This is a genomic window from Pararhizobium sp. (genome assembly GCF_035497515.1).
Taxonomy (GTDB): Bacteria; Pseudomonadota; Alphaproteobacteria; order Rhizobiales; family Rhizobiaceae; genus Pararhizobium.
This window is the reverse complement of sequence record NZ_DATJDJ010000108.1, coordinates 1-26945: the sequence shown is the minus strand read 5'-3', so window position 1 is coordinate 26945 and position 26945 is coordinate 1. Positions and strand designations below refer to the sequence as shown.

The 26945-nt window shown below is 61.1% G+C and carries 17 protein-coding genes; 12 read left to right on the top strand and 5 right to left on the bottom strand.

Annotation, left to right across the window (positions count from 1 at the left end):
• Window positions 1-6: 6 nt before the first annotated feature.
• The 12 genes from VL202_RS11230 (at window position 7) to VL202_RS11175 (ending at window position 13710) form a co-directional block, all read left to right on the top strand.
• A complete protein-coding gene (locus VL202_RS11230; RefSeq protein WP_325464199.1) occupies window positions 7-1197 on the top strand; it encodes a pyridoxal phosphate-dependent aminotransferase in 1191 nt (396 codons plus the stop codon).
• Window positions 1194-2807 (top strand): 5-guanidino-2-oxopentanoate decarboxylase, encoded by a 1614-nt coding sequence (locus tag VL202_RS11225; protein WP_325464198.1) that lies wholly within the window; start codon window positions 1194-1196, stop codon window positions 2805-2807. Before VL202_RS11230 ends, VL202_RS11225 begins: the two co-directional genes overlap by 4 nt.
• A 149-nt stretch (window positions 2808-2956) precedes the next feature.
• Window positions 2957-3385, top strand: a complete 429-nt coding sequence (locus VL202_RS11220) for a hypothetical protein (RefSeq protein WP_325464197.1) — start codon at window positions 2957-2959, stop codon at window positions 3383-3385.
• Between the two features lie 110 nt (window positions 3386-3495).
• The gene (secD, locus tag VL202_RS11215) at window positions 3496-6030 is read left to right on the top strand and encodes a protein translocase subunit SecD (RefSeq protein WP_325464196.1); all 2535 of its coding nucleotides are present in this window, start codon (window positions 3496-3498) and stop codon (window positions 6028-6030) included.
• A gap of 497 nt (window positions 6031-6527) precedes the next feature.
• Window positions 6528-6758 carry a hypothetical protein gene (locus VL202_RS11210; protein ID WP_325464195.1) on the top strand — a complete coding sequence of 77 codons (231 nt, stop codon included), beginning with the start codon at window positions 6528-6530 and terminating at the stop codon, window positions 6756-6758.
• Window positions 6759-6910: 152 nt separating this feature from the next.
• The gene (locus tag VL202_RS11205; RefSeq protein WP_325464194.1) at window positions 6911-7375 is read left to right on the top strand and encodes an Rrf2 family transcriptional regulator; all 465 of its coding nucleotides are present in this window, start codon (window positions 6911-6913) and stop codon (window positions 7373-7375) included.
• A gap of 143 nt (window positions 7376-7518) precedes the next feature.
• Window positions 7519-8529: a KpsF/GutQ family sugar-phosphate isomerase gene (locus VL202_RS11200; RefSeq protein ID WP_325464193.1), complete on the top strand. Its 1011-nt coding sequence runs from the start codon at window positions 7519-7521 to the stop codon at window positions 8527-8529.
• An 87-nt stretch (window positions 8530-8616) separates the two neighbouring features.
• The gene (locus tag VL202_RS11195) at window positions 8617-9930 is read left to right on the top strand and encodes a capsular polysaccharide biosynthesis protein (RefSeq protein ID WP_325464192.1); all 1314 of its coding nucleotides are present in this window, start codon (window positions 8617-8619) and stop codon (window positions 9928-9930) included.
• Between the two features lie 149 nt (window positions 9931-10079).
• Window positions 10080-10850, top strand: coding sequence for an ABC transporter permease (locus VL202_RS11190; RefSeq protein ID WP_325464227.1), 771 nt, complete (start codon window positions 10080-10082; stop codon window positions 10848-10850).
• On the top strand, window positions 10847-11506 hold the full coding sequence (locus VL202_RS11185; RefSeq protein ID WP_325464191.1) for an ABC transporter ATP-binding protein: 660 nt from the start codon (window positions 10847-10849) through the stop codon (window positions 11504-11506). Before VL202_RS11190 ends, VL202_RS11185 begins: the two co-directional genes overlap by 4 nt.
• Window positions 11506-12867 (top strand): RkpR, polysaccharide export protein, encoded by a 1362-nt coding sequence (locus VL202_RS11180; RefSeq protein WP_325464190.1) that lies wholly within the window; start codon window positions 11506-11508, stop codon window positions 12865-12867. The genes VL202_RS11185 and VL202_RS11180 overlap by 1 nt, the downstream gene beginning before the upstream one ends.
• Before the next feature lie 126 nt (window positions 12868-12993).
• Complete coding sequence (locus VL202_RS11175; RefSeq protein WP_325464189.1) at window positions 12994-13710, top strand: hypothetical protein; 717 nt, start codon at window positions 12994-12996, stop codon at window positions 13708-13710.
• Here the strand turns inward: VL202_RS11175 and VL202_RS11170 are convergent.
• The 5 genes from VL202_RS11170 to VL202_RS11150 all read right to left on the bottom strand — a co-directional run bounded on the left by VL202_RS11170 (window position 13691) and on the right by VL202_RS11150 (window position 26688).
• A complete protein-coding gene (locus VL202_RS11170; RefSeq protein ID WP_325464226.1) occupies window positions 13691-15028 on the bottom strand; it encodes a capsular biosynthesis protein in 1338 nt (445 codons plus the stop codon). The genes VL202_RS11175 and VL202_RS11170 overlap by 20 nt on opposite strands.
• Window positions 15015-16595 carry an LTA synthase family protein gene (locus tag VL202_RS11165; protein WP_325464188.1) on the bottom strand — a complete coding sequence of 527 codons (1581 nt, stop codon included), beginning with the start codon at window positions 16593-16595 and terminating at the stop codon, window positions 15015-15017. The genes VL202_RS11170 and VL202_RS11165 overlap by 14 nt, the downstream gene beginning before the upstream one ends.
• 229 nt (window positions 16596-16824) lie before the next feature.
• Complete coding sequence (locus VL202_RS11160; protein WP_325464187.1) at window positions 16825-17625, bottom strand: SDR family oxidoreductase; 801 nt, start codon at window positions 17623-17625, stop codon at window positions 16825-16827.
• A gap of 55 nt (window positions 17626-17680) precedes the next feature.
• Window positions 17681-19096 (bottom strand): aminotransferase class I/II-fold pyridoxal phosphate-dependent enzyme, encoded by a 1416-nt coding sequence (locus VL202_RS11155; RefSeq protein ID WP_325464186.1) that lies wholly within the window; start codon window positions 19094-19096, stop codon window positions 17681-17683.
• Window positions 19093-26688: a type I polyketide synthase gene (locus tag VL202_RS11150; RefSeq protein ID WP_325464185.1), complete on the bottom strand. Its 7596-nt coding sequence runs from the start codon at window positions 26686-26688 to the stop codon at window positions 19093-19095. Before VL202_RS11150 ends, VL202_RS11155 begins: the two co-directional genes overlap by 4 nt.
• Window positions 26689-26945 lie beyond the last annotated feature (257 nt).

Below are 26945 nucleotides of genomic sequence, written 5' to 3'. Positions count from 1 at the left end.
GACACCATGCGCTATTCATCGATCACCGACCGGCTGGCGGATCTCGGCTCTGAAAAATGGGCTCTGCATATCCGCGCGCGCCAGATGCAGAGCGAGGGTGCGGATGTCATCCAACTGACCATCGGCGAACCCGACATGCCAGCCGATCCCTCGCTTCTGGCCGAAGCGCAGCGGGCGATGAATGCCGGCCGCTACCGTTATTCCAACGGCCGTGGCGAGCCCTCGGTGGTCAGCGCTCTGACGGCGCGCTATGCCCGGCGCCGTGCTGATGTGACGGCCGAGAACGTGCTGTGCTTTCCCGGCACGCAGACGGCGCTGTTCACTGTGATGCTGGGGCTGGTCGAGGCCGGCGATGGTGTTCTGGTCGGCGATCCCCATTATGCGACCTATGAAGGGGTCGTGCAATCAACCGGCGCCCATCGCGTCACGGTGCCGCTGAAGCCGGAACATGGTTTTCACATGCAGGCGGCCGATCTGGAAAAGGCGATTACGCCGAAATGCCGGGTGCTGCTGTTGAACACGCCGCATAACCCGACAGGCGCGGTGCTGACCGCGCGCGAGATCGCCGAGATCGGCGAGGTCTGCCGCAAGCACGATCTCTGGATCGTCTGCGACGAGGTCTATGAAGAACTGATCTTCGACACGACGTTTGCATCGCCCTTCGACAACCCGGACCTTGCGGAGCGGACAATCGTTGTTTCTTCGATTTCAAAGTCGCATGCCGCGCCCGGCTTCCGCAGCGGCTGGGCCGTCGGGCCGGTGGAATTTGCAAGCCGCCTGCTGCCGGTTTCCGAGACGATGCTGTTCGGCGTCCAGCCCTTTATCGCCGACATGACGGCCTATGCGCTGACCCATGAAATCGGCACGTCCGCCGCCATGCGTGGGTCTTTCAAGGCGCGAGCCGATCTGATCGTCGAACATCTGTCGAACGTGCCGGGCGTGACGCCGCTGCCGCCGGAAGCCGGCATGTTCATCCTGCTCGATGTCGCGGGCACCGGGCTGACCGGCGAAGCCTTCGCCTGGGCTCTTTTGGAACAGGAGCGTGTCGCGGTCATGCCGGGCTCATCCTTTGGTCAGCACGCTGCGCCCTATGTGCGCATGAGCCTCACCGTGCCGGAAGAGGCGATTATCGAGGCCTGCCGCCGCATCGCGGACCTCGCGATCCTGCTGGTCTCCCGCCGGGAGCGCCGGGCATGAGCACACAAGAGATGAAAACCGTCGGTGAAGTGCTGGTCGATCTGCTCGAGGCCAACGGGGTCGATACCGTCTTCGGCATTCCCGGCGTCCATACGGTCGAGCTTTACCGTGGTCTCGCCGCCTCGAAGATCCGGCATGTGACGCCCCGTCACGAGCAAGGCGCGGGCTTCATGGCCGACGGCTATGCCCGCGTCAGCGGCAAGCCGGGCGTGGCGCTGGTCATCACCGGGCCGGGGCTGACCAATACGATCACCGCGATGGCGCAGGCGCGGCAGGATTCGATCCCGATGCTGGTGATCTCAGGCGTCAACCGCCGGGATTCACTCGGGCATGGATGCGGGCTGCTGCACGAACTGCCCGACCAGCACGGCATGATCAAGACGCTGGCGCTCTATTCGCAGACGTTGCTCAACCCGGCCGATCTGGCTGTCGTCGTCGAGCGGGCCTTTGCCATCCTCACCTCCGGCCGGCCCGGTCCGGTGCATATCGAAATCCCGACCGACGTGATGACGGCACGGATCGCTCCGCCGTCGCTGCGCAAGGCGACGGCAACGCGGCCGAGGGCCGACGCTGAGACGCTGCAGAAGGCGGCGATCCTCTGTGGCGATGCCAGCCGCCCGGTCATCATCTGCGGCGGTGGCGCGATCACGGCCGAGGCGGAAATCCTGGAACTGGCGGAGCGCATCGGCGCGCCGGTGGTGATGACCGTCAATGCGCGCGGCATGCTGGCTGGCAATCCGCTGCGCGTACCGGCGAGCCCCAGTCTGAAGGCCGTACGGGCTCTGGTTTCCGATGCCGATCTGGTGATCGCGCTCGGCACCGAAATGGGCCAGACCGACTATGACATGTATGCCGATGGCGGCTTCCCGATCCTCGGCAACCTGATCCGCACCGACATCGATGCGGCGCAGCTGGCGCGCGGCCCGCATGCGGCGCTGTCGATCCTGTCGGGTACCAAGGCGGCTGTGTCCGGCATCCTTGCCTTCCTGACGGCGAAGCCTGCGGCAAGGGGCAAGGAGCGGGCGGCGACGGCCCGCAAGGCGGCGATGGCGGAACTGACGGCGAAGATGCGCGCGGAGATCGCGGTGATCGATGCCATCTACCAAGCCCTGCCGGATGCCGTGATCGTCGGCGATTCCACCCAGGCCGTCTATGCCGGCAATCTCTATTGCGATGCGCCGCGCGCGAAAACATGGTTCAATTCGGCGACCGGTTTTGGCGCGCTCGGTTATGCGCCGCCGGCAGCCGTGGGGGCCTCTGTCGCCGATCCGGAAAAGCCGGTGATCTGCCTCGTCGGCGATGGCGGCATCCAGTTTTCATTGGCGGAACTGGGATCGGCGGTCGATATCGGCGCCAACGTGATCTTCCTGGTCTGGAACAATGACGGTTACCAGGAGATCGAGAACTTCATGGTCGAGTCCGGGATCACCCCGGAAGGCGTCAGGCCGTCGGCACCCGATTTCCTGCTGGCGGCCGGTGCCTATGGCGTGCCGGCCGTGCGGTTGGCGAAGGCCGGCGATCTGCCGGCAGCGCTGATCGAAGCCCGCAAGCGCGGTGGGCCATCGCTCATCGAAATCCACCAGACACGCACGGCGGGCGTGACGGCATGAGGCAAGCCCGTGATGGGATGTTCAACCCGTCGCGCGGGTGGTAGGATTTGACTTTGGCCACGAGCGATGGTTTTTAAGCCAACTTGCGGGCTGAATCGGCGCGCGGTGCGGCGATTTGCAGTGAAAACTGTCCGCCAATGGGAAGGAAAATGTCCTTCATGGGCATGAACGGCAACAGGATCGATCGCGGAGGTGCCGGCAAGCTTTTTGCCGTGCTCTGGATTCTGGCCGCCGCCCTTGCCATGCAGTTCGTCGCCTCGGCGCAGGGCTTTTCCTCGCGTTTCGCCACGCAGCAGAATGCCGGAAATGTCGCGGTCCCCGAAAGCGGTTCGTCGGACACGACCCTGTCGCGGCATGTCATGCGGGCGTTCCCCGTCGCCGACCTGCGGTTCACCGCGGATCGCGCCGATGGCAAGGCCTCTCCGGGCGGACCGGTGCCGTTCCTGGTGCCCGCCGCCATCGTCGTTGCCGGCGTTTCCTATGGCGGCATGCCCGTCATGGCTCTTTCGCATGATGTTGCCGCCGGCCGGCGCGGCGACATCATTCGCGTCCGTGGTCCTCCGGCCCGCGGCGCCTGAAGGCTGCCCTTGAAGGGCGGCTTATGCGCTGCGGCGCAGTTCTCAATTCGACTGTCACACCCGCTGTCCCCGGCACTGTCGAGGTATGCGGGCCATAATGGAACCTCAACATGCGCACTTCGAAATGGGCCATTCTGGCCTATGTCGCGATTACCCTTTTCGGGGTACTCGCGGCGCTCCCAAACCTGCTGCCGCTGGCTGTCCAGCAGCAATACGCCGCCTTTTTGCCGGTCAAGCCTGTCACGCTCGGGCTTGACCTGAAGGGCGGCTCCCACCTCGTCCTGGAAGTCGATGCGGCCGGCCTGCGCAAGGCTCGCCTGAATACGCTTCTCGACGATATCCGCGCTGCCCTTCGCACCGCGCGGCTGCCGACCTCGTCGGCCCGCATCGCCGGCGACACGATCGCCATCAAGATTGCCGACCAGGCGGATCGCGAAAAGGTCATGCCGAAGATCCAGGAGCTGGCGGTCCAGACGGGTACGCTCGGCTTTGGTGCCGTTACCTCGGACATTGACGTCACGACTTTGGACGACACGATCACCGTCAAGCTCACGGAGGCCGGCCTCAGCGAACGCATGACTTCGGCGGTCGATCAGAGCCTCGAGATTATTCGCCGCCGCGTCGACCAGGTCGGCGTTGCCGAGCCGCTTATTCAGCGCGTCGGCTCGGACCGTATCCTCGTCCAGCTGCCGGGTCTGCAGGATCCGACGGGCCTGCGCAAGCTGCTTGGCTCGACCGCGCAGATGAGCTTCCACATGGTCGACACATCCGTCGATCCGAATTCGCCGAACCCGCCGCCGCGCGGCGTCGACATTCTCGTAGGCGCCAATGACGGTGGTAAATATGCCGTCGAAAGCCGCGTCGCCATCGCCGGCGAGCGGCTGGCCGACGCCAAGGCCGGTTTCAACCAGCAGACCAATGAGCCGATCGTCTCTTTTACCTTCGACAGCCAGGGTGCCCGCCAGTTCGCGGAAATCACCCGTGACAATGTCGGCCTGCCTTTCGCCATCGTGCTCGACGGCAAGGTCCTGACAGCGCCGCGCATCAACGAACCGATCACCGGCGGCCAGGGCCAGATCAGCGGCAACTTCACCGCCCAGGAAGCAACCGTTCTGTCGGCCCTCCTGCGCTCCGGCGCCCTGCCGGCGCCGCTGACCGTTATCGAGGAACGGTCCGTCGGCCCGAACCTTGGTTCCGACTCCATCCGCATGGGTATCTATACCGGTTTTGCCGGCTTCGTCCTCGTCGTGGCGCTCATGGTGCTGCTCTACGGCGCCTGGGGCATGATCGCCAATCTCGGCCTTCTGCTGCACACCATCCTGACAATCGGCGTGCTCGGTATGCTCGGATCGACGCTGACGCTGCCCGGCATCGCCGGTATCATCCTTGGTATCGGCATGGCGGTGGACGCCAACATCCTGATCAACGCCCGTATCCGAGAGGAAACGGAAGGCGGGGCAGGGGCGATGAAGGCGCTCGATATCGGCTTCAACAAGGCCTACGCAACCATCATCGACAGCAACGTCACGACCCTTTCCGGCACCATCCTGCTGTTCATGTTCGGCACAGGCCCGGTTCGCGGTTTCGCCATCACCATGATGCTCGGCATCGTCATCTCGATGTTCACATCGATCACGATCGTGCGTCTGGCGATGCGCGAAGTGGTCGTTCGCCGCAAGATGAAGAAGCTGGAAATCCCGTCGCTGTTTGGTCGTGTTCGCCATCTGCCGAAGATTTCCTTCATGAAGGGCCGCTTCGTCGCCATCGGCATGTCGGCCTTCCTGTCGATCAGTTCGGTGATCCTGTTCTTCCATCCCGGCCTGAACTACGGCATCGACTTCGTCGGCGGTATCCAGGTGGAAGCGACCTCGAAATCGGTACTCGACCTGCCGAAGCTGCGTGCGGAGCTTGAAGGGCTCAACATCGGCGAGGTGGCGCTGCAGGAATTCGGCCAGAACCAGTCGGTCCTCATCCGTGTCCAGCGTCAGCCGGGCGGCGAACAGGAGCAGACGGTCGCGCTCAACAAGATCAAGGAAGGCGTGGCCAAGGTCACTCCCGATGCGAGCTTCGAACGCACGGAAGTCGTCGGCCCGACGATCTCGGCGGAACTCGCCCGTTCGGGCTTCCTTGCCGTCGCGCTCGCGATGCTGGCGATCCTGCTCTACATCTGGTGGCGGTTTGAATGGCACTTTGCCGTGGGTGCCATCGCGGTGCTGCTGCTCGATATCACTAAGACGATCGGCTTCTTCGCGTTGACCGGGATCGACTTCAACCTGACGGCCATCGCGGCGCTTTTGACGATGATCGGCTACTCGGTCAACGACAAGGTTGTGGTTTACGACCGCATGCGTGAAAACCTGCGCAAGTACAAGTCGATGCCGTTCTCCGATCTGATCGACATGTCGATCAACCAGGTTCTGGCGCGGTGCATCTTCACCTCGATGGCGACGGCGTTCTCGCTGGTGCCGATGGCGATCTGGGGCGGTGATGCGGTGAAGAGCTTCGCCTGGCCGATGATTTTCGGCGTCATCGTCGCGACGACGTCGTCGATCTATATCGGCGGTCCGATCCTGCTCTTCCTCAGCCGCTGGTGGAAGGATCGGGAAGCAACCCGCGCGCCGGGCACGGAACTGGCCAAGAGCTGATTCCTCCCCGAACTCAAGAAATTCGAAAGGGCAGCTTCGGTTGCCCTTTTTTTGTCCCATGCGGAGCCTACATAACATCGTGGAATGTCGATGGATTGTTCCGGCAATCTAGATTATCGTTCCAGTTTGGCAGAATTGTTGAAAATGGTATCCCATTAATCGGTTAATTTGCGAAATATTGGGAATATTTTTTCAACAAAAGACAATTTTAGTTGACTTAATTGGTAGTCTATTGTAATTCTTGATCATCCGCGGACGGGAAGTGTCCGGCGGACGTCTGTAACCGACCCGGGGTGAACCCTCCGGTCAATGCCAAGGGAGAGTGCCATGTTTGCCAATCATCACGTCGCCACTCTTCGCGGCTCGCGTTCCTATTGTCGCGCAACGAAAGACCTTTGCATCCGCGTCATTTCGCGAATGTGACTCAAGGCCAGTCCTTTCCTTGAATTTGCACGATTTAGAATGATCCGCGCCCGGGCGTGGAAGGAGCGTTTTCCATGAACAAGCAGGTTATAGAATTTGGCGGAGAAGCTGTCGGTGTCGTCATCCCGGATGCGGGCGGCATGAAGTTCGTCGCGGTCAAGTATCACGTCTGGGATCTCGATTCGCGTTACTTCCGCTCGGCGGACGAGGCGCGTTCGGCGGTCAGGCAATTGATGGCCGGACAGGGCAACAGGCAGCCGGTGTTGCGATCCGCTGACACTTCCGCGGTCTACGCCGTCGCGTAAACCATAAAGATGCGTGAAAACCGCAGTTTGGCCACCTTTTGACTAAATCGGTATATTGGCAAGGCTTCTCTTGTGATATGCCGGTTTCATGGGATGGCAATCGGCAGATCGAAGCCATTTTGAGCGCTGATCTGTGGAAAGAGCGAACTGCGATGCTGACGAAAAAGGGAAAATACGGACTGAAGGCTCTGGTTGATCTTGCCAGGCTTGATCCGGGCGAGACGGCCTTCATTACCGAAATTGCGAGCCGCAACAACATTCCGAAGAAGTTTCTCGACACGATCCTTCTGGAACTCAGAAATGCCGGCATCCTGCGCTCCAAGAAAGGCCCCGGTGGCGGTTATTCCCTGTCGCGTCCCGCAACCGAAATCAGGATCGGCCAGGTCGTACGCACGCTCGATGGCCCGCTCGCGCCGATCCGCTGTGCGAGCCGCACGGCCTATGAGATCTGTGACGACTGCAATGATCCCGAGACCTGCGAAGTCCGCCATTCCATGACGATCGTCCGCGACGCCATTGCCGATATTCTCGACACGATGACGCTGGAAGCTTTCGTCAACAATCCGGGCAAGTCGCTCCTTCCGGATGACGAGATCGCCGAAAAGCGCGCCGGTTGAGCGTCACTGGCACGTTGTCGCGCGGTGAACTGACGTTTTCACGCAACGATTGCGCAGAAAACGCGTGATTTGGCCATTTTAGTTTGATCTGGGAGCGCTCTGGCTATAACCGGACACGCAATGAAGGTCTAGGAGCGTAAATGATGGGTCTCAGGCAAGTCGGTACGAAAACCCCTGAAGATCAGGCTGTGCTTGAATCGATCGGGCGATCGATGGCAACGGCTGTCGATGGCATCAACACGCTTGCCGCGAGCTTTGCCTCGGACCCGGCGCTGTCGCACAGTCTTGTCGATGCCGTCGAACTGATCGCTCGCGGCAGCGGTCGTGTTGTGGTTTCCGGTGTCGGCAAGAGCGGGCATATCGGCCGCAAGATCGCCGCGACCATGGCATCCACCGGCACTTCCGCCTACTTCGTGCATCCGACGGAAGCCAGCCATGGTGATCTCGGCATGATAACGTCGGAAGATCTGCTCATTCTCCTCTCATGGTCCGGAGAGACGGTCGAGCTTGGAAACATGCTGACCTATGCCAAGCGGTTCAATGTTTCGATCGTTTCCGTGACCTCCAACGCGGAAAGCTTGCTGGCGCGCAATTCGACCGTCGCCATCACCTTGCCGAAGGTCCAGGAAGCCTGCCCGCATGGTCTGGCGCCGACCACCTCGGCGATGCTGCAACTGGCCGTCGGTGATGCGCTGGCGATCGCGCTTCTGGAACGGCGCGGGTTTTCGGCTCAGGATTTCAAGACCTTCCATCCGGGCGGCAAGCTCGGCTCGCAACTGCTGCTGGTGCAGGAACTGGCGCATGAGGGCGAGGCCATCCCGATCCTGCCGCTTGGCAGCCCGATGGGCGATGCGGTCATCCAGATGTCCTCCAAGGGGTTCGGCGTGCTCGGCGTGACCGACGAGACGGGCAAGCTGGTCGGCGTCATCACCGACGGCGACTTGCGTCGGCATATGTCGCGCGACCTGCTGCTGGAAACGGTCGACACGGTCATGTCGCACAATCCGCGGGTCATCAAGGGTTCGATCCTTGCCAGCGCGGCGATGGAACTGATGCAGGCGCAGAAGGTTACCGTGCTGTTCCTGGTCGATGAAACCGGCACCCCGTCGGGTATCCTGCACATTCATGATCTCTTGCGCGCGGGCGTCGCCTGAGTTTCGATAGCGCCGTGGAGGAAACCTCCGCCCTCCGCGTTGCGATATTGACGTCGGCGGGCGCGGGGGAAACGATTTTGCGAGCGGATGCCATTGCCTGAACAGCCGCACTGTCCTCACCCGGTTCCGGATCGAAGCGCACCAGGTGCTGGCGTCGTCACGTTCGCGTTTCACATTCACGGGTGGAAACAGGCCGTCTTCCAGCGCTATTTCCCGGAATGCGACTTTGTCTTTGTGCCCATGTATGCCCGAGACAATGAATTCGAGGAGGAATGGGCGGCTCGGATCCTCGCGGCAGACAAGCCGCAGATCTTCGTGTGGAGCCTAAGGGCGCCGGACGGACTGCGGTCCTTCGCGGCAAGCAACCACATCCCCGTCTTCTTCATCGAAGATGGTTTCATTCGTTCAGTCGAGGCCAATGCCAGCCGGACCCCGCCGCTCTCGCTTGCCTTCGACACGGGCACGGCCTATTTCGATTGCCGTACGCCGTCCGATCTCGAGCGCCTGCTTGCGGCCTACGATTTCGATGGTGATCCACATCTTCTCGCCCGCGCTGCGGAAGGCATCCGCTTCCTGCTGGAGACCGGGGTCAGCAAGTATAACAGCGACATCAAGACGGATATCGACAGCCTTTATGGCCCGAAGACGGCCAGGCGCGTGCTGGTGATCGGCCAGGTCGAGGATGATGCCTCGATCCAGTTCGGCTGCCTGCCAGCGGTGACCAACAACGACCTGGTGCGGCTGGCGGCGGCGGAAAATCCGGACGCCCAGATCATCTACAAACCGCATCCCGATATCCTCAACCGCGTGCGCCTCGCCCAGTCGGACCCGCAGGATGTCCGCCATCTCTGCCAGATCTTGACCGAGCCGTTGCCGATGGCTCGTGCCTTCGAGACCATCGACCATGTCTACACGATCACCTCACTGGCGGGCTTCGAAGCGCTGTTGCGCGGGCTGAAGGTGACGGTACAAGGCTGCCCGTTCTATGCCGGATGGGGCCTGACGGACGACCGACAGCCGAATCCGCGGCGGGATCGATCCCTGACGATCGAGGCACTGTTTGCCGGCGCATACCTGCTCTATCCGCGCTATTTCGAGCCAGAAACGGGCCGGAGCATTTCCTTCGAGGAAACCGTCGACGGCATCCGGCGCCATTTCGCCGGGGCGAATGTTGCTGGTAAACCCTATCGCGCGTCCGGTCCGAAATGGCAGGCCTGGGGGCCCTATGGCGTTCTCGGCTGGCGGCATCTGCTGACGCCGATCGTTTCGCCGTTCATCGCCGGGATTGGTCACGGGCGGGATGCGGAGAACTATCGCGAGGATCCGATCCAGTTCTTTCGCGAGCTTTCCAATCCGAAATTCAGGTTGATCGGCCGGATTCTCTACCCGTTCGACAAGTAGCCATACTGAAGGCACGATCTTTTTGAAAATGAACGTGATATGGTGTCCGCCGCAAAAGTGGCGGTGTTGCGCGGATTGGTTTATGGAAGGCGCATGTGCGTCGCGCTGAAGCGGCGATGCGGCGTTCGGTACTTGAGAAAGCAACCTGTTTGGAACATGTGGTTACCCATACGCGGGTTGTTTCCGCCTTGCTCGTCCGCGAAATGGAAGCCCGTTTCGGCAGCAAACCGGGCGGTTACATCTGGGCTCTCCTTGATCCCGCCGCAAATGTCGCACTGCTGACGGTCATCTTCCAGGCGATTGCACGCACACCGGCCCTTGGCATCAGCTTTCCCTTGTTCTTTGGAACAGGTTATATCGGCTTCCAGTTCTATCAGGCGATGGTGACTTACCTGAACGGCGCCGTGCGGTCGAACAAATCGCTTTTGAGTTATCCGAATGTTGCGCCGATCGACACGATCGTGGCGCGTTATGTCCTGCAATTGGTCACCACAGTCGCCGTTGCCGCCGTGGTCCTGTCCGTGATTGTCGGTACAATGCGTTTTCCGCCGGAGCTTTCCTGGCCGCCAATCGTCGAAGCTGCCTTTATCGCCAGCATGCTCGGTCTCGGCGTGGGGCTGTCCAACAATGTGCTGTTCGTCAAATATCCGCTGTACGAAAAGGTCTACGGGATCGTTAACAGGCCGCTCTATCTGATCTCGGGTGTATTCTTTCTGCCGGACGCAATTCCCCACCCTTACAGAGAGATCATTTTTTATAACCCGCTGATTCACGTAACCATGCATTTCCGTACGGGGTTTTATGATGAGTACCGGGCTGTCGGGCTGGATATATCCTACGCCTACACTTTCGCATTTTTGACATTCTTTTTTGGAATGGTCCTTTTTTCCGCTTCTTCCGCTGTGTTGAGAAACGAATGATCAGGCTTGAGCAGGCGACGAAATTCGCGCGCACCAAAGGCATCAACAAACCCATTATCGAGCGCGCTTCCCTTGTATTGCAGCGGGGTAAGAGCATCGGGCTCCTGGGGCGCAACGGCGCCGGCAAGTCGACCTTGCTGCGGCTGATCGCCGGCACCATCCGTCTGGACAGCGGCCGGATCATCCGTCACGGGAAGATTTCCTGGCCGCTGGGGTTTGCGGGAAGTTTCCAGGCGACCATGACCGGCGAGCAAAATGTTCGCTTCGTCGCCCGCATCTACGGCGTCGATACGCGCGAACTGATCCAGTACGTCGAGGAATTTGCCGAATTGGGGCCTTTCTTCAAGGCACCAGTTGGTACATATTCATCCGGCATGAGAGCCCGTCTCGCATTCGGTTTGAGCATGGGCGTGAATTTCGATTATTATCTCGTTGATGAAATCACCGCTGTCGGCGACGCGAATTTCAAGAAGAAATGCAAGGTTGTCTTTGAGAGCAGACTACAAGACTCCGACGTCATTATGGTTTCGCACAGTACAACGACCATCCGCGATTATTGCGATTGTGGGGTGGTTATGGAAAATGGCAAATTAACCTATTATGATGATATTGAGGACGCTATCGGCGCCCACAACAGGAATATGAAGGAACGGTAATGGCGGTCATCAAGAATGCGGCTCCAAGTGCCGCGGCGACGGATATCAGCCCGGACCGTTTGACGGGCAAGGACGTTGTAAAGCCGAAAAGCGTCCATCTCCTGGAAGGCCTGTTGGGCAATGACGACCGTTTGCTGGTTCCGAGCAAGGCGATGCCGATCGCCAAGGTAAAGCCGGGTCGCAACAAGATCCACACGATCATCACGCAGGAAGTCAAGAGGCGAGGCCGCATCGGCTCGCTTCGCCTGCGCCATGCGATGATCATCGCCAGCTTCATCCTGTTCGTCGCCATTCCGGGCACCCTTGCGTCCATCTACATGATCTTCCTGGCCGCCGATCAGTATCACAGCACGGCATCCTTCTCCGTGCGCAGTATCGAGGCTTCCGGCGGATCGGACATTCTTGGCATGTTCACCCAGGCTTCGACTGGCAACACGCAGTCCGACAGCTATATCCTGATGGACTTCATCCGCAGCGAGCGCATGCTGGCCGAGGTCGAGAAGAAGTTCGATCTGGAGGGGATCTACCATGCGCGCGGGCTTGATTATTTCTATGGCTTGGCCGGCGGCCTGCCGGTCGAGGACAAGCTTGAATACTGGCGCGAAATGGTCGACGTGAATTATGACCACGCCTCGGGTATCATGCAACTGCAGGTCAAGGCTTTCGATCCGCAACAGTCTCGCGAGATTGCCCAGTTCGTGATCGAAAAGTGCGATGAGCTCGTCAACAACCTTTCGGCGGAGGCCCGCAGCGGTGTCCTGACGTCGGCTGGCGATGAAGTGCGCGTTGCGGAAGAGCGCCTTGCCAATGCCCGCGTTGCCGTGCGCGACTATCGCGACATGTCGCAGGAAGTTGATCCTGTCGAGGGTGCGAAGCTCGCGGCCCAGCTGATCGGCGGTCTGGAAGCGCAACTGGTTCAAATGAACGCCGATCTGGCAACCGCTCTTACGCAAATGGGCGAGGATACGCCGCGTGTTCGCGTGCTCAAGGCACGCATCGCCAGTGTCGATCAGCAGCTGGACTCCGAACGGCAGCGACTGGGCAGTGGCAACGTTTCCGACAAGTCGGCGCGTGGATCGGCAACGGGCGATGTCGCCGGCCGGATCCAGCAGTACGAAGCGCTCGAAACGGAACGGGAATTTGCCGAGCGTGCCTATACGTTATCTCTTGCAAGCCTGGAAAAGGCACGCCTGGATGCCAGCAGCAAGCAACGCTATCTGGCAGTCTTCATCCAGCCGACATTGTCGGAGATGGCGCAGTACCCGACCCGGTTCCTCAATTCGTTCCTGGTCTCTCTCGGCCTGCTCTTTGCCTGGGCCGTCTTCGTCATGGGTTATTACAACATTCGTGACCGGACCTGAATTCGCTTACACCACAGGACAAGGCTATCGGCCCTGTCCTGTGATTTGGCATGCAGCCCGATTTTCTTCCCACATCTTCATGGTCTATGAGGGCTCGGTTCGAACGGGCGTGCACGGTTTTTCAGAATGAATGTCTTTGAGAGAATTGGCAGTTTTTTCAGATCTCTGCCGAAGATCCGTTTCCACTATCCGTTTGCCACCATGATCGACCGGGGGCAGAACAACACGGTTGATGCCAAGGGACGCCTGATCGCGACCATCCGGCTTTTTGGCACTGGACACAGTATCGAGCTGCCAAGATCCTCATCCTTCACCGGGCATATCACCATCCGGGGGCGGGGGAACCGCCTCGTCATCGGCGAAAATTGCCGGCTTTGCGGCGAGTTCATGATCAAGGGAACCGATCAGACAGTGTCGATCGGCGAGGGGACGACCTTTGAGTCCGTTTATGTCCTCAGCCAGGAACGCGGCAATGTTACCGTTGGCCGCTGGTGCATGTTTTCGCGGGGGATCGAAATTCGCACGAGCGATGCCCACTCGCTGATCCGCAAGAGCGATGGCCGCCGTCTGAACCGCCCGAAATCCGTTGTTGTCGGCGATCATGTCTGGGTCGGGGTCGGCTCCATTCTCAACAAGGGGACCGTGCTTCCGGACGATTGCGTCGTTGGTGCCAAATCCTTCGTCAACAAGACCTTCAAGGAAAGCGGCGTGGTTCTGGCGGGAACGCCCGCGGTTGTCGTGAAGCGCGGGATCACCTGGAACCGTCGGCGTTTCCGCCTGTTCTCGAAAGAAGAAATGGAAGAATGGCGGACTTCCGAACCGATCAATGATGACGACGATTGATTTTTTGCGGTTTTTGGCGCGGCGGTGGATCGATGAAGGCTCCGGGCTGATTGACCGATCGCTCGTGCAGACGCCGGGCGATCGCATCAGCCCCGGCATCGGTCCCGCCAGCTGAATAGAAGTTTCCGCGCACCTGGATCGTTGCCGCGAGCAGACGGAAGAAGGCGACCCGAAGATCGTCTCGGGGCGGCATCGGCGCGGGCCAGAAGGCGTCGAGGCCGGCCTGGTCGCTCAACCCGATAATGTCAAAAATCGCGGTCCCGAGGACCTTGACGGGCTTGCCCATCTGCAAGGCGCTCAACCCGACGGTGGAATTGACCGTTACGGTTCCTTCTGCCTTGGCAAGCAGGGCGTTGAGATCGCCACCGTCGAGAAACGTCACGCGCTCCCCCACTCCGAGCCGGTCGGTCAGATCGGTGATGAAGCGCTGCCAGCCGATCAGCCCGTTGTCGAGCGGATGGATCTTGATGACCAGTCGGGACGCCTTTGGCGCATGCGCGGCAAAGGAGGAGAGGACCGCGTCGATCGCTTCACGCTGGTCGTTGTAAGGCGAGTGCGCGCGCAGCTGAAAATCTGTCTGGAGCTGCAGCGGATAGACGAAGAAGGGCGTGCCGTCGGTGATGAGCGCTTCGATGGTCGATGCCGCCACCCGCTTGCGTTTGCCGCTGCCCGCCAGCCGCATCACCCAACCGGCATACTCCGCCAGCGGATGAAAGAGCGCATGCCGGCGGTAATGGGGAAAGAGAAACCACAGGAAGACATTGGGCAGATTATAGAGCAAATCATAGGCGGCTTCCGCAACGAAGCTCTGCGTATGGTGCCGCTTCCAGCGCGGCTCCGGCAACGCACGCGCGGCCTCGATGATGACGTTGGGATCGGCGGGGAAATGCGAGTTGGACGACATGCCGCCGCGTTCCAGCGTCAACCAGTCCGGGCGCAGATAACCCATCTCGACAACAAAGATGTCGAGAGCGCGGGTCTTCGCGATCTCGACCGCCACGCGGTGATAGTCGCGTTCCTCGCCCAGGAGCACCAGGTCTGTGACGTCATGCTCGTCCATGAAGGCGGCTAGATAGGTCCGCCAGGCGTCGCCGCCGCGTCCGCGATAGTTATACCCGCCCTTGCGCCGCCAGAAGATCTGGTCACCGGGATTGAGATTGATCCTGAGGCAGAGGTGGCCAAATGCCTCAAGGCGATCGGCGATCTTGGCGAAGATCGGCGAGGATGGTCCCTGCAGGAAGAGAAAGACACGCGGCGTCACTGCTGCACTACCATCGTCAGGCTCCCGGATATCCGCGCCAGCACTAGCGCAGATCATCCTTGTGCAGATTGGCATGCTTGAGCAGCGCTTCCAACAGTTTCCAGGGCTCCTCGCTGCGCGGGGGCATCGGCGTGTGATGCGATTTGCGGGCGTGGCCCAGGGGTACGATGAAATAGTCGGTGCGCGGGTCAGGGAAGGGATCGGCAAAGGATTTCAGCAGCGGTGCATGGTCGCCGTAGAACAACAGCCAGACCGGCCGGTCGAGTTTGTTCAAATGGTCCACCAGTTCGCCGAGGGCCTTGTCGGACTGCTGTAGGATATCGAGGTATATTTCGACCGGATTGGTCAGGCCTTCGACGCGACCGGGCTCCCACGGGCCGTGATTGGCCATCGAGGCGACAAAAAGGAAGCTGCCCTTGGCATCCGTCTGATTTTCCAACTCGTCAATGACCTTGTAGGTCAGCGCGAAATCAGAGACATAGGGACCGTCGAACATCGGATCATGATCGAACTCGTCGAGCATGGTCATCTTCTCGAAACCAAGTTGTGGCATCGCCTTGTGGCGCAGGAAGAATGTCCGGTCGTAGGGATGCATGAAATGCGTGTTCCATCCGGCCTTCTTCAGCTTCGTCGGCCAGACGACATTCGTATAGTGGCTGGCCCGCAAATAGGGGTAGCTGGCGTCGATGTGGAGATCGTCGGGAACAAGGCCGCTCAACACGGCGAATTCGGTCCGCAGCGTATAGCCACCTTCGAAGACCGTCGCGAGGCGTCCCCATTGCGCAGACAATTTCTGCAGCCGGTCGATCGTCGGCAGTTCGATACTGTCGACGCCGCAATTGCGCATGTCGATGAAGGATTCAGACTGCCAGACGATAACCAGCGGCGCCTTGTTCTCGGCATCATGGCCGATCAGATCCTGCACCGCGGCCAGCAAGCGTTCCGACAGGTCGGCGACGATCTGTTCACGACGGCGGCCAAGCCAGATGATGAAATGATAGATGACCGACGCGAAGGTGCCGAACCGGTAGGTGCTGACCTTGACGTTGGGCTTGCCGACCAGGCGCTGTGCCAGATCCGCCACCGGCCGGTTGACCGGGCCGTAGAACAGAAGAATCCACGGCAGGTCGGCGATCAGGATCATCACCGTGATCCACAACAGCTTGTTGTTTGCCGGAAGGAGGTGCGGTTCGAAATACATGTAGAGCGCGGAAACCCCGAACACGTAAAGAAAAGCGACCAGCCAGAAGACGATGTTCAGCGAATTCGCATAGAAGATCGACTTGTATTTGAAGACGTCGGCGACGAGGGCAATGTCGGAGAAGACCAAAGGCTCGCGGATGAACTTGTATTTGGCGCGCGAGATACCGGTGAAGATGACGAAGAAGCTCATCGTGCCGGCGCTGGCATAGAGCGGGCGCCAGGAAATGGCGAAAAAGCCGGCAAAGACCAGTGCGATGATCGGAAGCCGCGCGAATATGTCCATGAGTGCGCGGCTGATACTGGCCGGCGGCCTGTTGCGGCGGCGCTCGCGCTTGGGAAGCGCGAACCTGTCCGTGAACAGGATCACGGAACAGGCAAGCACGTAGCAGAATAAAGTCAGCGCCACGGGATGGTCATGCATGTGGAGCGACGTCAACGCCAAACGGATACCTTCATGTTTTTTTACCCGCCGCCGGTCTGTCTGCCATTGTCGCGACAAGACGACACTTAGAGTATTTCATCACCGACCGAAAGCGATTCCGTCGGAGCAACGCGCCGGTTCATCAGGCACTGTGGATATGCGTTTTCGATCGTCGCCGAGCGCTCGGCGAATCGAGGCGTGGCATCTGTTACAGACAGACTATGCCCATTCAGGGGCGGCGGCCGATCTTGAGGATGGCGCGATCGAACCACCAGTTGAGGAAGGGTTTCACGGTGGAGCCGAAACGGCCGAGCGCACCGAGCGACAGACCGAAGAAGACCTCGAACGATCCCTTGTCGATGGCGCGGACGATCCGGGCCGCAACGGCGGACGGCGCCCATGGGGCGACGCTGCCCATGATGACGGCCGCCTCGAGCGGGCGATGCTCGAGTTCACGGGTGAATTGCGGCGTTTCCGTATCCGGTGGAAAGCAGACGGAAACACTGACGCCATGTGGCTTTGCCTCGGAGCGCAGGGCTTCGGCAAATCCGTGCAGTGCGAATTTCGAGGCGGAATAGGCGGTATATCCATAAATGCCGATCAGCCCGGCGCCGGACGAGACCATCATGATCCTTCCCGAGCGGCGCTCTTTCATGCCGGCATAGACGGCCCGCACCGCATGGACGCTGCCGGACAGGTTCGTCCGCATCTGCCGTTCGAACGCGTCCGCCGGCAGCGTCTCGAACAGGCTGGGCTCGACGATGCCGGCCGAGGTAATAAGGATATCGCAGGGACCGAAGGCACCCTCGCAACGGCGGATCGCGGCAAGGATCTGGACTTCGTCGGCCACATCAGCGCTTTCGATCCGGATCGCGGCGACCGGGTTCACGCGAGCAAGTTCGGCTTGAGCCGCTTCAAGGGCCAAAAGCGTGCGGGCCAAAAGGGAAATCCGCACGCCGCGCTTTGTGTAGATGCGCGCCAGTGCCAGTCCGATCCCGCTCGAGCCGCCGGTGATGATCACATGAGTCATGCCGCAAGACCGGTCCGGTTCATGGGAAAGGGCTGGCTGCCGGATGGCGGCCAGACTATCGGGAAGCCAGCATCTTCATCATCTGCTGGATGTCGATCGAGGCGAGGCCGAAGTTCCGCTCTGTCAGATCCTTCAGCTTTTCCGCCGTGACCGCAACGGTCTGGCGGATCTGCTCTTCCGTATGCTCGCTGGTGATGAAGAAACGCAGGCGCGCCAGACCTTCCGGCACGGCCGGATGGATGATCGGCAGGGCGTTGATGCCTGCGGTCAGGAGATCGTTCGAGAGTTGCACGGCGCGCAGCGAATCGCCCACCAGAACGGGGACGACAGAGAAGCCGGCGCTCAAGCCCGTGTCGAGACCGGCTTCCTGCGCGAGTTTCAGGAACAGGGCGCCGTTGCGCTTCAGGGCCGCGACGCGCTCCGGCTCGCTTTCGAGGATGTCAAGGCTGGCAATGGCCGATGCGGTGAGAACCGGCGCAAGGCCGACGCTGTAGACGAAGCCGCCGGCGGTCGCCTTGAGAACGGCCGCGAGTGCCGCGCTGCCGGCGATATAACCGCCGCAACTCGACGTGGTCTTGGACAGCGTGCCCATCCAGATATCGACCTGATGTGGGTCGATGCCGAAATGTTCGAATGTGCCGCGGCCGCGCTTGCCGAGAATGCCGAGCGAATGCGCTTCGTCGACCATCAACCAGAAGCCGTATTCCGCCTTCAGCTTCATGATTCCAGGCAGATTGGCGATATCGCCATCCATCGAATAGACGCCTTCGACGATCACCAGGATGCGACGATAATCGCCGGCAACGGTGCGCAGCACATGTTCCAGGTCGTTGGCATCATTGTGCTTGAACAGGCGTCGCGTCGCGCCCGAAAGCTTGATGCCGGCAAGCGCGCTGTTGTGAATGAACTCGTCGTGAACGACGAGGTCTTTCGGACCCATCAGGCAGCTGATTGTGGCGACGTTCGTCAGATAACCGCTGACGAAGCAGACGGCAGCTTCGACGCCGTAGAAGGAGGCGATGCGCTCCTCGAGTTCGGCATGGGCCGGACGCTCGCCCGCGACGAGGCGGCTGGCGGAGGCGGAGATGCCGAACGTGCCGATCGCATCGCGCGCGTTCGACAGAACATGCGGGTGGCGGTTGAGGCCGAGATAGTCATAGGACGCGAAATTGATCAGCTTGCGGCCGTCGATGACCGTCGTCGCACCGGCCGCCGTCTGGTGCGCCCGGTAGAATGGATTGTCGATGCCGAGCTGCTCGCTTGCCACTTTCTGGGTCAGAACCTGCTTGTATTCCGGCAGGTCCTCGAAGCGGGTCTGCTTGCGGCGAACAGGCGGAGGAACGTCGCGCTCGGAGCGCGCCATGCGGTTTCGCTCGGAAGATTGGTGCGCATTGCGCATCCGGTCCAGCAGGTTTTCCTTCAGGCTGCTGTTCATCTTCGAAGCGGTTTGACGTTCCTCGTTCTGGCTCATTGGCTGACTGCCTTCTCCGTATCGTTTCCGGCCCCGTTGCCCGTATGGCGCTGGGTGAGCTCGTTGACGATCTTGTTGTCGGCTGGTTCGCTGTCTTCCTCGCTGCCGTTGTCGCGCTTGCTGACCTTGTCGTACAGCTTGCGGGCCACGTCACCGACGGTCGTGTTGTCGGCAACACCGCTGAGCGGCATGTCGAAGCCGGTATTCTGCTGAAAGCTGATCCCCAGTTCCACTGCCATGAGGCTGTCGAGGCCGATTTCCTTCAGGATCTTGTTGCGCGAGATCGTATCCTTGGAGACGCGCAGGATGGCGGCGATTTCGCCGGCAACCAGATCGTAAAGGATGTCCTCGGCTTCCTGAGACGATTTTCCTTCGATCATCGCCACCAGATCCATCGTCTTGCCGTCGCTGCCCGGCGAATGCTGGTCGGCCGTGCGCAGGATGACTTCGAACAGGGCGTTGCGAACGACCGGCAGGTTGCGCGCAGCCGACCAGTCGAGCTCGGAGATCATCGCGACGGCCGCATCGACCGTGCCCGGATCGGAGCGGATATAGCTCTCGACCTGGTTGAGGGCCGACTGCGCCTTCAGCGCGGTCTTGCCGATGCGCTTGGAGAGCAGGTCGTTGACGTCGGTGTTCTGGGCCAGATAGCCCTTGTCGGCAATGGCGCCAAAGCCGATGGCAAGACCGGGCAAGCCCTCCAGGCGGCGCGCGCGGGCCAGACCTTCGAGATAGCCGTTCGCGGCAACATAATTGGCCTGTCCCGGATTGCCGACGAGCGTCGTTGCCGAGGAGAACAGGATGAAATGCTCCAGCGCATCGCCGCGGGTCAGCTTGTCGAGAACGGCAGCACCCTTGGCCTTGACGTCGATGACCGGACGGTTGCGCTCGCGGTTGAGATTGTTGATCAGCGCGTCGTCGAGAACCATGGCTGCGTGAACAACGGTCTTCAGCGGTGCGATCTGGCGCAGCGTTTGCAACAGATTGTCGGCTGCCGCTTCGTCGGTGATGTCGCAGGCATGAACCGTTGCCGATACACCCTTGCTTTCCCAGCGCTTGATCGCTTCCAGCGTTTCGCTATCGGCGACGCCGCGGCGGGTCGAGAGTGCGATGTTGCGGGCGCCCTTGTCGACCAGCCAGTTCGCGGCAGCAAGGCCGAAACCGCCGATGCCGCCGACGACCAGATGCACGCCGTGACTGTCTACGGACATGCGGCCCGCCGGGCGATTGGCGACCGCGTCGCGGCCGGAAACCGGCGGCAGGACGACGATCTTGCCGATATGGCCGGCATTCTGCATCAGGCGGAAGGCGTTACCGATCTCGTCGAACCCAAAGGCGCGATAGGGCAGCGGCACCAGCTTGCCCTCTTCGAAGAGGGCGCCGATCTCGGTGAAGATCCGCTTCGTCAGATCAGGCGCATTGACCAGCAACTGGTCGGCATCGATGCCGAAATAGCTGATATTGCGGCGGAACGGACGCAGGCCGATCTTGCTGTCGGCATAATAGTCGCGCTTGCCGAGTTCGAGGAAGCGGCCGAACGGCTTGACCAGCGACAGGCTCTGTTCCATCGCCTCGGAGAAAAGCGAGTTGAGGACGAGGTCGACACCTTCGCCGCCGGTGACGCCGAGGATGTCGTTGACGAAGGCCAGCGAACGCGAATCAAAGACATGATCGGCGCCGAGCATCTTGATGAAACGACGCTTTTCGCGGGTGCCGGCCGTGGCGATGACCTTGGCGCCGGCAAGCTTGGCGACCTGCAGGGCCGCGAGACCGACACCGCCGGCTGCACCATGGATCAGGATCGTTTCGCCGGCACGGATGCGGCCGAGCTCCATCATCGCGTAATAGGCGGTGAGGAAGGCGACCGGCACGGTTGCTGCCGCGACCGGGCTGACGGTTTCCGGCAGACGGGCGACGCCTGAGCGGGAGACGATGGCGTGGGTCGAGAACGCCGCGGGGCCGATTGCCATGACGGCATCGCCGATCGACAGATCCTTGACGCCGCTGCCGATGGCAACGACGTGGCCGGACAGTTCCATGCCGATCGTTGCGCCGGCAAAGCCGTCTTCAAGTGCTTCTTCCGGGAGAAGGCCCATGGCCCACATGACATCGCGGAAGTTGAGGCCGGTCGCTGCAACAGCGACCACGACATCGTCGGGGCCGGGCTGCGGAATGTCTGATTCTTCCCAGGCAATGCTGCCGACCTGCGAGCTGACGCGCTGGCGGATGGTCGCTGCCTTGAAGCTGGAGGTGTGGCGCAGCGCCTGGCTGACCGGACCCGGAACGGCGCGGATTTCCGACAGGATGCCCGTCTTGCCGTCCAGCAGCCATTCGCGGTTGCCACTCTCATCTGAAAGCAGGACGATCGCCGTGGCGAGCTGGCTGCCTGCATCCGCCTTCGGGCCGGTCAGGTCGAGCGAATGGATGTCGAGGATATCGTACTCGTTCTGGAGAACGCGCGTGAAAGCCCAGAGGCCGCTGTTGACACTGGAGCCGGCCACGTCCTTCGAACGCGAAACCACCGTTATCGGCGAACCGCCGGGGGCTGCGACGACGAGGCGCGGGCGCTGTTCGGCAGTTGGCTCGGCATCCGCATAATGTTGGCGCAGGGCTTCGGCAAAGGCGCTGAGCGAGAGGACGCGGTTCTGCAGGACAGCCGAATCCTCGCTACGATCGCCCGACGTCGCCGCCGACAGATAGACGGCGCGTACCGGCTTGTCGTGAAGACCCTGAAGGGCTTCCGCCAGCTTGGTCTTATCCATGTCGAAATCGCCGGTCACCTGAACCGGAACGAGCGGCGACTGGATGGCGTCCTTGCCCGATGGCAGCCCCTTGTGCAGGGCCGAAACGCCGCCTTCATGCAGGACGATGACCGGCGTTGCGACATCGAGGGGCCGCGCGACGTCCGCCTGCTTGGCCTCGGTCAGCCGACCGCCCTGGGCTTCGACGACGATGATATTGCCATGAGAGAGCTCGCGATCCTCAACTGTGACATTGCGCAGGCCGAGGTCGCTCAGGCACTTCTGCCACTGGGTGACGGTGGCGAGCTTTCCGATCGGGAAATCGATGGCCTGGCTGCGAGCGAACCAGCCTTCGGTCAGCCCGAAGGTGAAATCGCTGAATACGGTCGGTGCATTGGTCGCGGCGACCAGCGCGCCAAGTTCGCCAAGGCTGGTCCGCATCGCGTTGCGGATCGCCGCATCCTCGTCGACCAGTTGGAAGAGCGTGTCCGACGCGCTGACGGCGAGGTCGAAAGCCGGAAGGCTGCCAAAGGCGTCCTTCTTGAGGACCCGCACATTGGCGTGCTCCTCGAAGGCGATTTCGAGGTTGCGCTGCGCATTTTCACGCGGCTCGACGACGATCAGGCTGGCGTCATATTTCGTCGCCAGCGTCGCCAGACGGCTGGTGAATCCGGCGGAAACGGTACCGGCCTCGACGATCCTCAAATCCCGCTTGCCGTTTTCGCTTTCCAAGGCCTTTTCGACGGCGTCGAGAACCAGTTCCATCCGCTGGCGGGTGGATTCGGAGTGCACCGTCTGATGATCCAGCGTCGCATCGCTGATGAAGCCCTGCGCCTTGCCTATCTCGGGTTCGATACCGGAAATCTCGGCGGCAAACAGGCTGTCGATGCGATCAAGCGCTTCCGCATAGGAATTGTTGATCAGCACGGCTTCGACGGCGCGCTCGGAGCGCTCGCCATAGAGTTCCTTGAGGATGTCGCCGACCGGCGGCAGCGAGAACTCGGTCGCGATCTTCCAGCTTCCACCCTTGTGCTCGCACAGTCCGGCATCTTCCAGGACATAGAGGCAGTTCGCCAGGAAGCAACGGAAGGCAAAGTCGCCGGGAAGCGAGCGCGTTTCGATCTTCGCCGTCCCCTTGCCGAGCTTCAGTGCGATCTCATGACAGGCGCGGTAGATCGCGGCATTGAAGAGAAGCGTCGTATTGTCGATGCCGGTATCGTCGGTGGCGGCGACCAGCGGCAGCGGCAAGGCGGTCGAAGAGACCACGGCTGAAAGCAGCGCTGCGCGGTCCGACGGGATTGCCTCGTAGTGGAAGGACAGCGTGTCGAGCGTCTTGTGCTGGCGCAGGTAAGTCCGGCGGAAACGGCAATCGTCGAACGCGGCGATGAGTTCTCCATCGGCGCTGAAGAAGCGGAACTTCGCCTTGATCGAGTTGGCGCTGATGCGCTCGATTTCGACCATGGCGCGCTTGACGATCAGGCCGGAATTGCTGATGCGAACGGAACCGAAGCGGACCGGAATGTAAGGTGCGCCACCGGCTTCGCCGGTGAAACGATCGAACAGCGCCACCATTCCGTGGAACGTCGCATCCACCGAAATCGGGTTGAGGCTGTATGACACGAACGGGTTGCCGGCATCTTCCGGCTCCTTCAGTTCGACATCGATGAACCGGTCGCCATAGGAAACGGCCTTCGCCATCAGCTGGAAGCGCGGGCCGTAGTCGAGGCCGAACTGGCGGGCAGTCTCATAGGCCTTGGTCGGCGTGACCGTTGCCGATTTTTCCAGCCCGGCCAACGGGTTCGCGGAAACGGTCGCATTTGCCGGGATAGGCTTGCGGCTGCGGGCCACGGCATGCACGGTCCAGTCGTCTTCCGACAGCCGTTCGCGCGAGCGGATTTCGATATCGCCGGTCTCCGGCGAAAGCACGGTCGACAGTTCCATCATCCGGCTGTCGGCAAGCTCCAGCGGGCGCATGATTTCCAGGTTGGTGATGTCGACTTCCGGCGTACCGTAGAATTGCTGCGCGACGGAAATGGCGATTTCAATGAAACCGCTGCCCGGCAGGATTGCCTTGCCATCGACGATATGCTCCGCCAAGTCCGGAAACAGATGGGCGTCGATATGGTTTTTCCAGCTGCCGCTGTTGAGGTCGGCGCGCCAGCCTGCAAGCGTGTAGGGAACCTTGGAGCCGCGGCCAAAAAGATCAGTCGTATCGCTGGTCGATGGCGGACGCAACTCGGTCAGTTCGAACGGCAGATTGGGCAGGCGGACAAAGGCATTGCGTTTGCCGAACAGGCGGGCCTCGTCGAAGGCGGCGCCATGGGAGATTGCTCGCGCCATGGCGCGCGAGATCGGATCCTGGCCCTTTTCGCCGGGGTCGCGCAGCAGCGTCGGCACGACCATGCCCGGGATCGATGCCTGCTTGACCGTTTCCTTCAAGTAGGACGAGAGGATCGGGCGCGGCGAGATTTCGATGAACAGGCTGCAGCCGAGTTCGATCGCGGCTTCGGTGGCGGCCTGGAAACGAACCGGCTCGCGGACGTTCTTCCACCAGTAGTCCGGATCCAGTTGCGTGCCATCCAGTCGGGAGCCGGTGACGGTCGACAGATAGGCGAGTTCCGACTTGCGCGGGGCAATATCCGGGATATCGCTGAGGAAGGCCTTCTTCGCCTGATCGATGATCGGGTGATGGAACGGATAGTTGATGTCGAGGATCTGAACCGGGATCTTCGCCTTGCGCGCGGCGTCGCGATAGGCGGAAACCTCGTGGGCAGGACCCGAAATGGTCACCGAATTGTGCGCGTTGATGGCGGCGACGCAGACCTGCTCGAGGCCACGGGCCTTGGCAAAGGCGTTTGCGGCATCTTCGCCGAGCATGACGGCTGCCATCGTGCCTTGACCGGCCAGAAGGTCCTGGTGCAGCGAGCGCTTGGCGACGATCGAGACGGCATCGACCAGCGACAGGGTGCCGGCCGCATAGGCGGCAGCGATTTCACCGACGGAATGGCCGAAGACGGCGGTCGGCTTGATGCCCATGGCAACCAGCGAATCCGACAGGGCTGCCTGCACCGCGAACAGCAACGGCTGGGCGACCTTGGTGTCGGCAAGCTTCTTGTCGAGATCCGGATCGGTCAAGAGATCGGTGAGGACGATGTCCGAGTGGAATTTGAACAGCGCGCTGACGGAGGTGAAACACTGGCGGAAATGCAGATTTTCACGGAAAGCCTCGACGCCCATGCCGGCCCACTGTGAGCCGTTGCCGGAGAAGACGAAGGCGACTTTCGCGTCCTTGGTAACGGCTTCACCGGTTTCCCCGATGTCGGAAGCCGGCTTCTCCAGATGGCTGGCGATGGCACGGATGATGTCTTCGGGATGATCGCTGCGCGCGGCAAAACGATGGCGCATCTGAGTGCGATTGGCGCCGGAAGCGGCAATGATGGAGCGCGCCTCTTCTTTCGAGGCCTTGGCGAAGGCCGACTTGTACGACTTCAGCAGGTCTTCAAGACTGTTGGCGGTGTGGGCACTTGCCATGAAGACATGGCCCGTGGCGTTGTTGCGGTGGCGTTCGTCCTGAACCGGATCCGGATCGCTGATGACGACGTGGGCATTGGCGCCGCCGAAGCCGAAGGAGTTGATGCCGGCGAGACGGGCGCGCTTGCCGCGCAGAAGCTCGATCGGGTTTGCCGTGACGCGGACGTTCAGGCCGTCGAAGTCGATATTTTCGTTCGGCGTATCGAAATGCAGCGAGGCGGGCAGATAATTGTTCTCAAGCGCCATGACGGCCTTGAGCATGCCGAACAGGCCGGACGCCGGTTCGGTATGGCCGATGTTGGACTTGATCGAGCCGATCGGAACGGGCGCACGGCGGTTGGCGCCGATGACGGTGCCGATCGACCAGACTTCGGCCGGGTCGCCCACCTTGGTGCCGGTGCCGTGGCCTTCGACGAAGGCGACCTGATTGGAATCGATGTTGTTGCCCTGATAGATCGCGCGCAACAGGTTGGCCTGCGCTTCGCGCGACGGCAGCGAAATGCCATTGGTCCGGCCGGCGGAATTAACGCCGGTCGCGATGATCTTGGCGTAGCTGCGGTCTTTTTCCTGCTTGGCACGGTCGGAGCGGCGCAAGACGAAAACGACGCCGCCTTCGGCACGCACATAGCCACCGCCGTCATTGTCGTAGGCGCGGCAGAGTCCTTCGGGCGACAGCATGCGGGCCTGTGCGAAGCCGACGAAGGGCAGCGGATGCGCGAGGATATTGACGCCGCCGACGATAGCCGTGTCGATTTCCCCGTCATTCAGCGCCCGCATCGCCTGGTCGAGGGCGACCAGCGACGACGAGCAGGCGGTATCGACCGTCATGCTGGGGCCGCTGAGGCCGAAAATATGCGAAATACGGTTCGAAACGATCGACAGCGTATTGCCGGTCATGAAGTAGGGACCGGCGGCGGCAGGGTCCTCGACCGTCAGGTTGGCATGGTCGAGGCTCGACGCGCCGATGTAGACGCCGACATTTTCGCCATGCAGCGATGGGACGGAAATGTTCGCGTCCTCGAGCGCACGCCACGCGAGTTGCAACAGGACGCGCTGCTGCGGATCCATATACATGGCTTCGCGCTGCGACATGCCGAAGGCAGCCGGATCGAAATCATAGACGCTGTCGAGTACGCCGGCCGCAAACGAATAGGTCTTGCCCGGATTGCCAATGACAGGATGCCAGAAGCGAGCAAGATCCCAGCGGTCCGAAGGTATGCGTGTGACGGTGCATTTGCCCTGGCGAAGGATACGAAACAACGCTTGGGGCGAATTGGCTCCCGGGGCGAGACATGCGCGCCCTATGATTTCAACTGTCATATTTTATCGAACGCTCTAAACTGCTGTGAGTTGTTTTAGCTGCTTACACTTGAAACGCGAAAAAGCAATCGGAACTTCCCTTCGGACCCGCTGGAGCGGATCGCCATCCTTTCGACGCCAGCTATATTAGCGTCCTTTTAACCCATGTTCACTAGCTTTCAACCCTGTTGTGCGAACATACACTTGGCGCATGGGCGTCCAACACACTTATGGAGACATGCCGTAACCGTTGTGGAGAACCTATTGCCGGAAAGGCG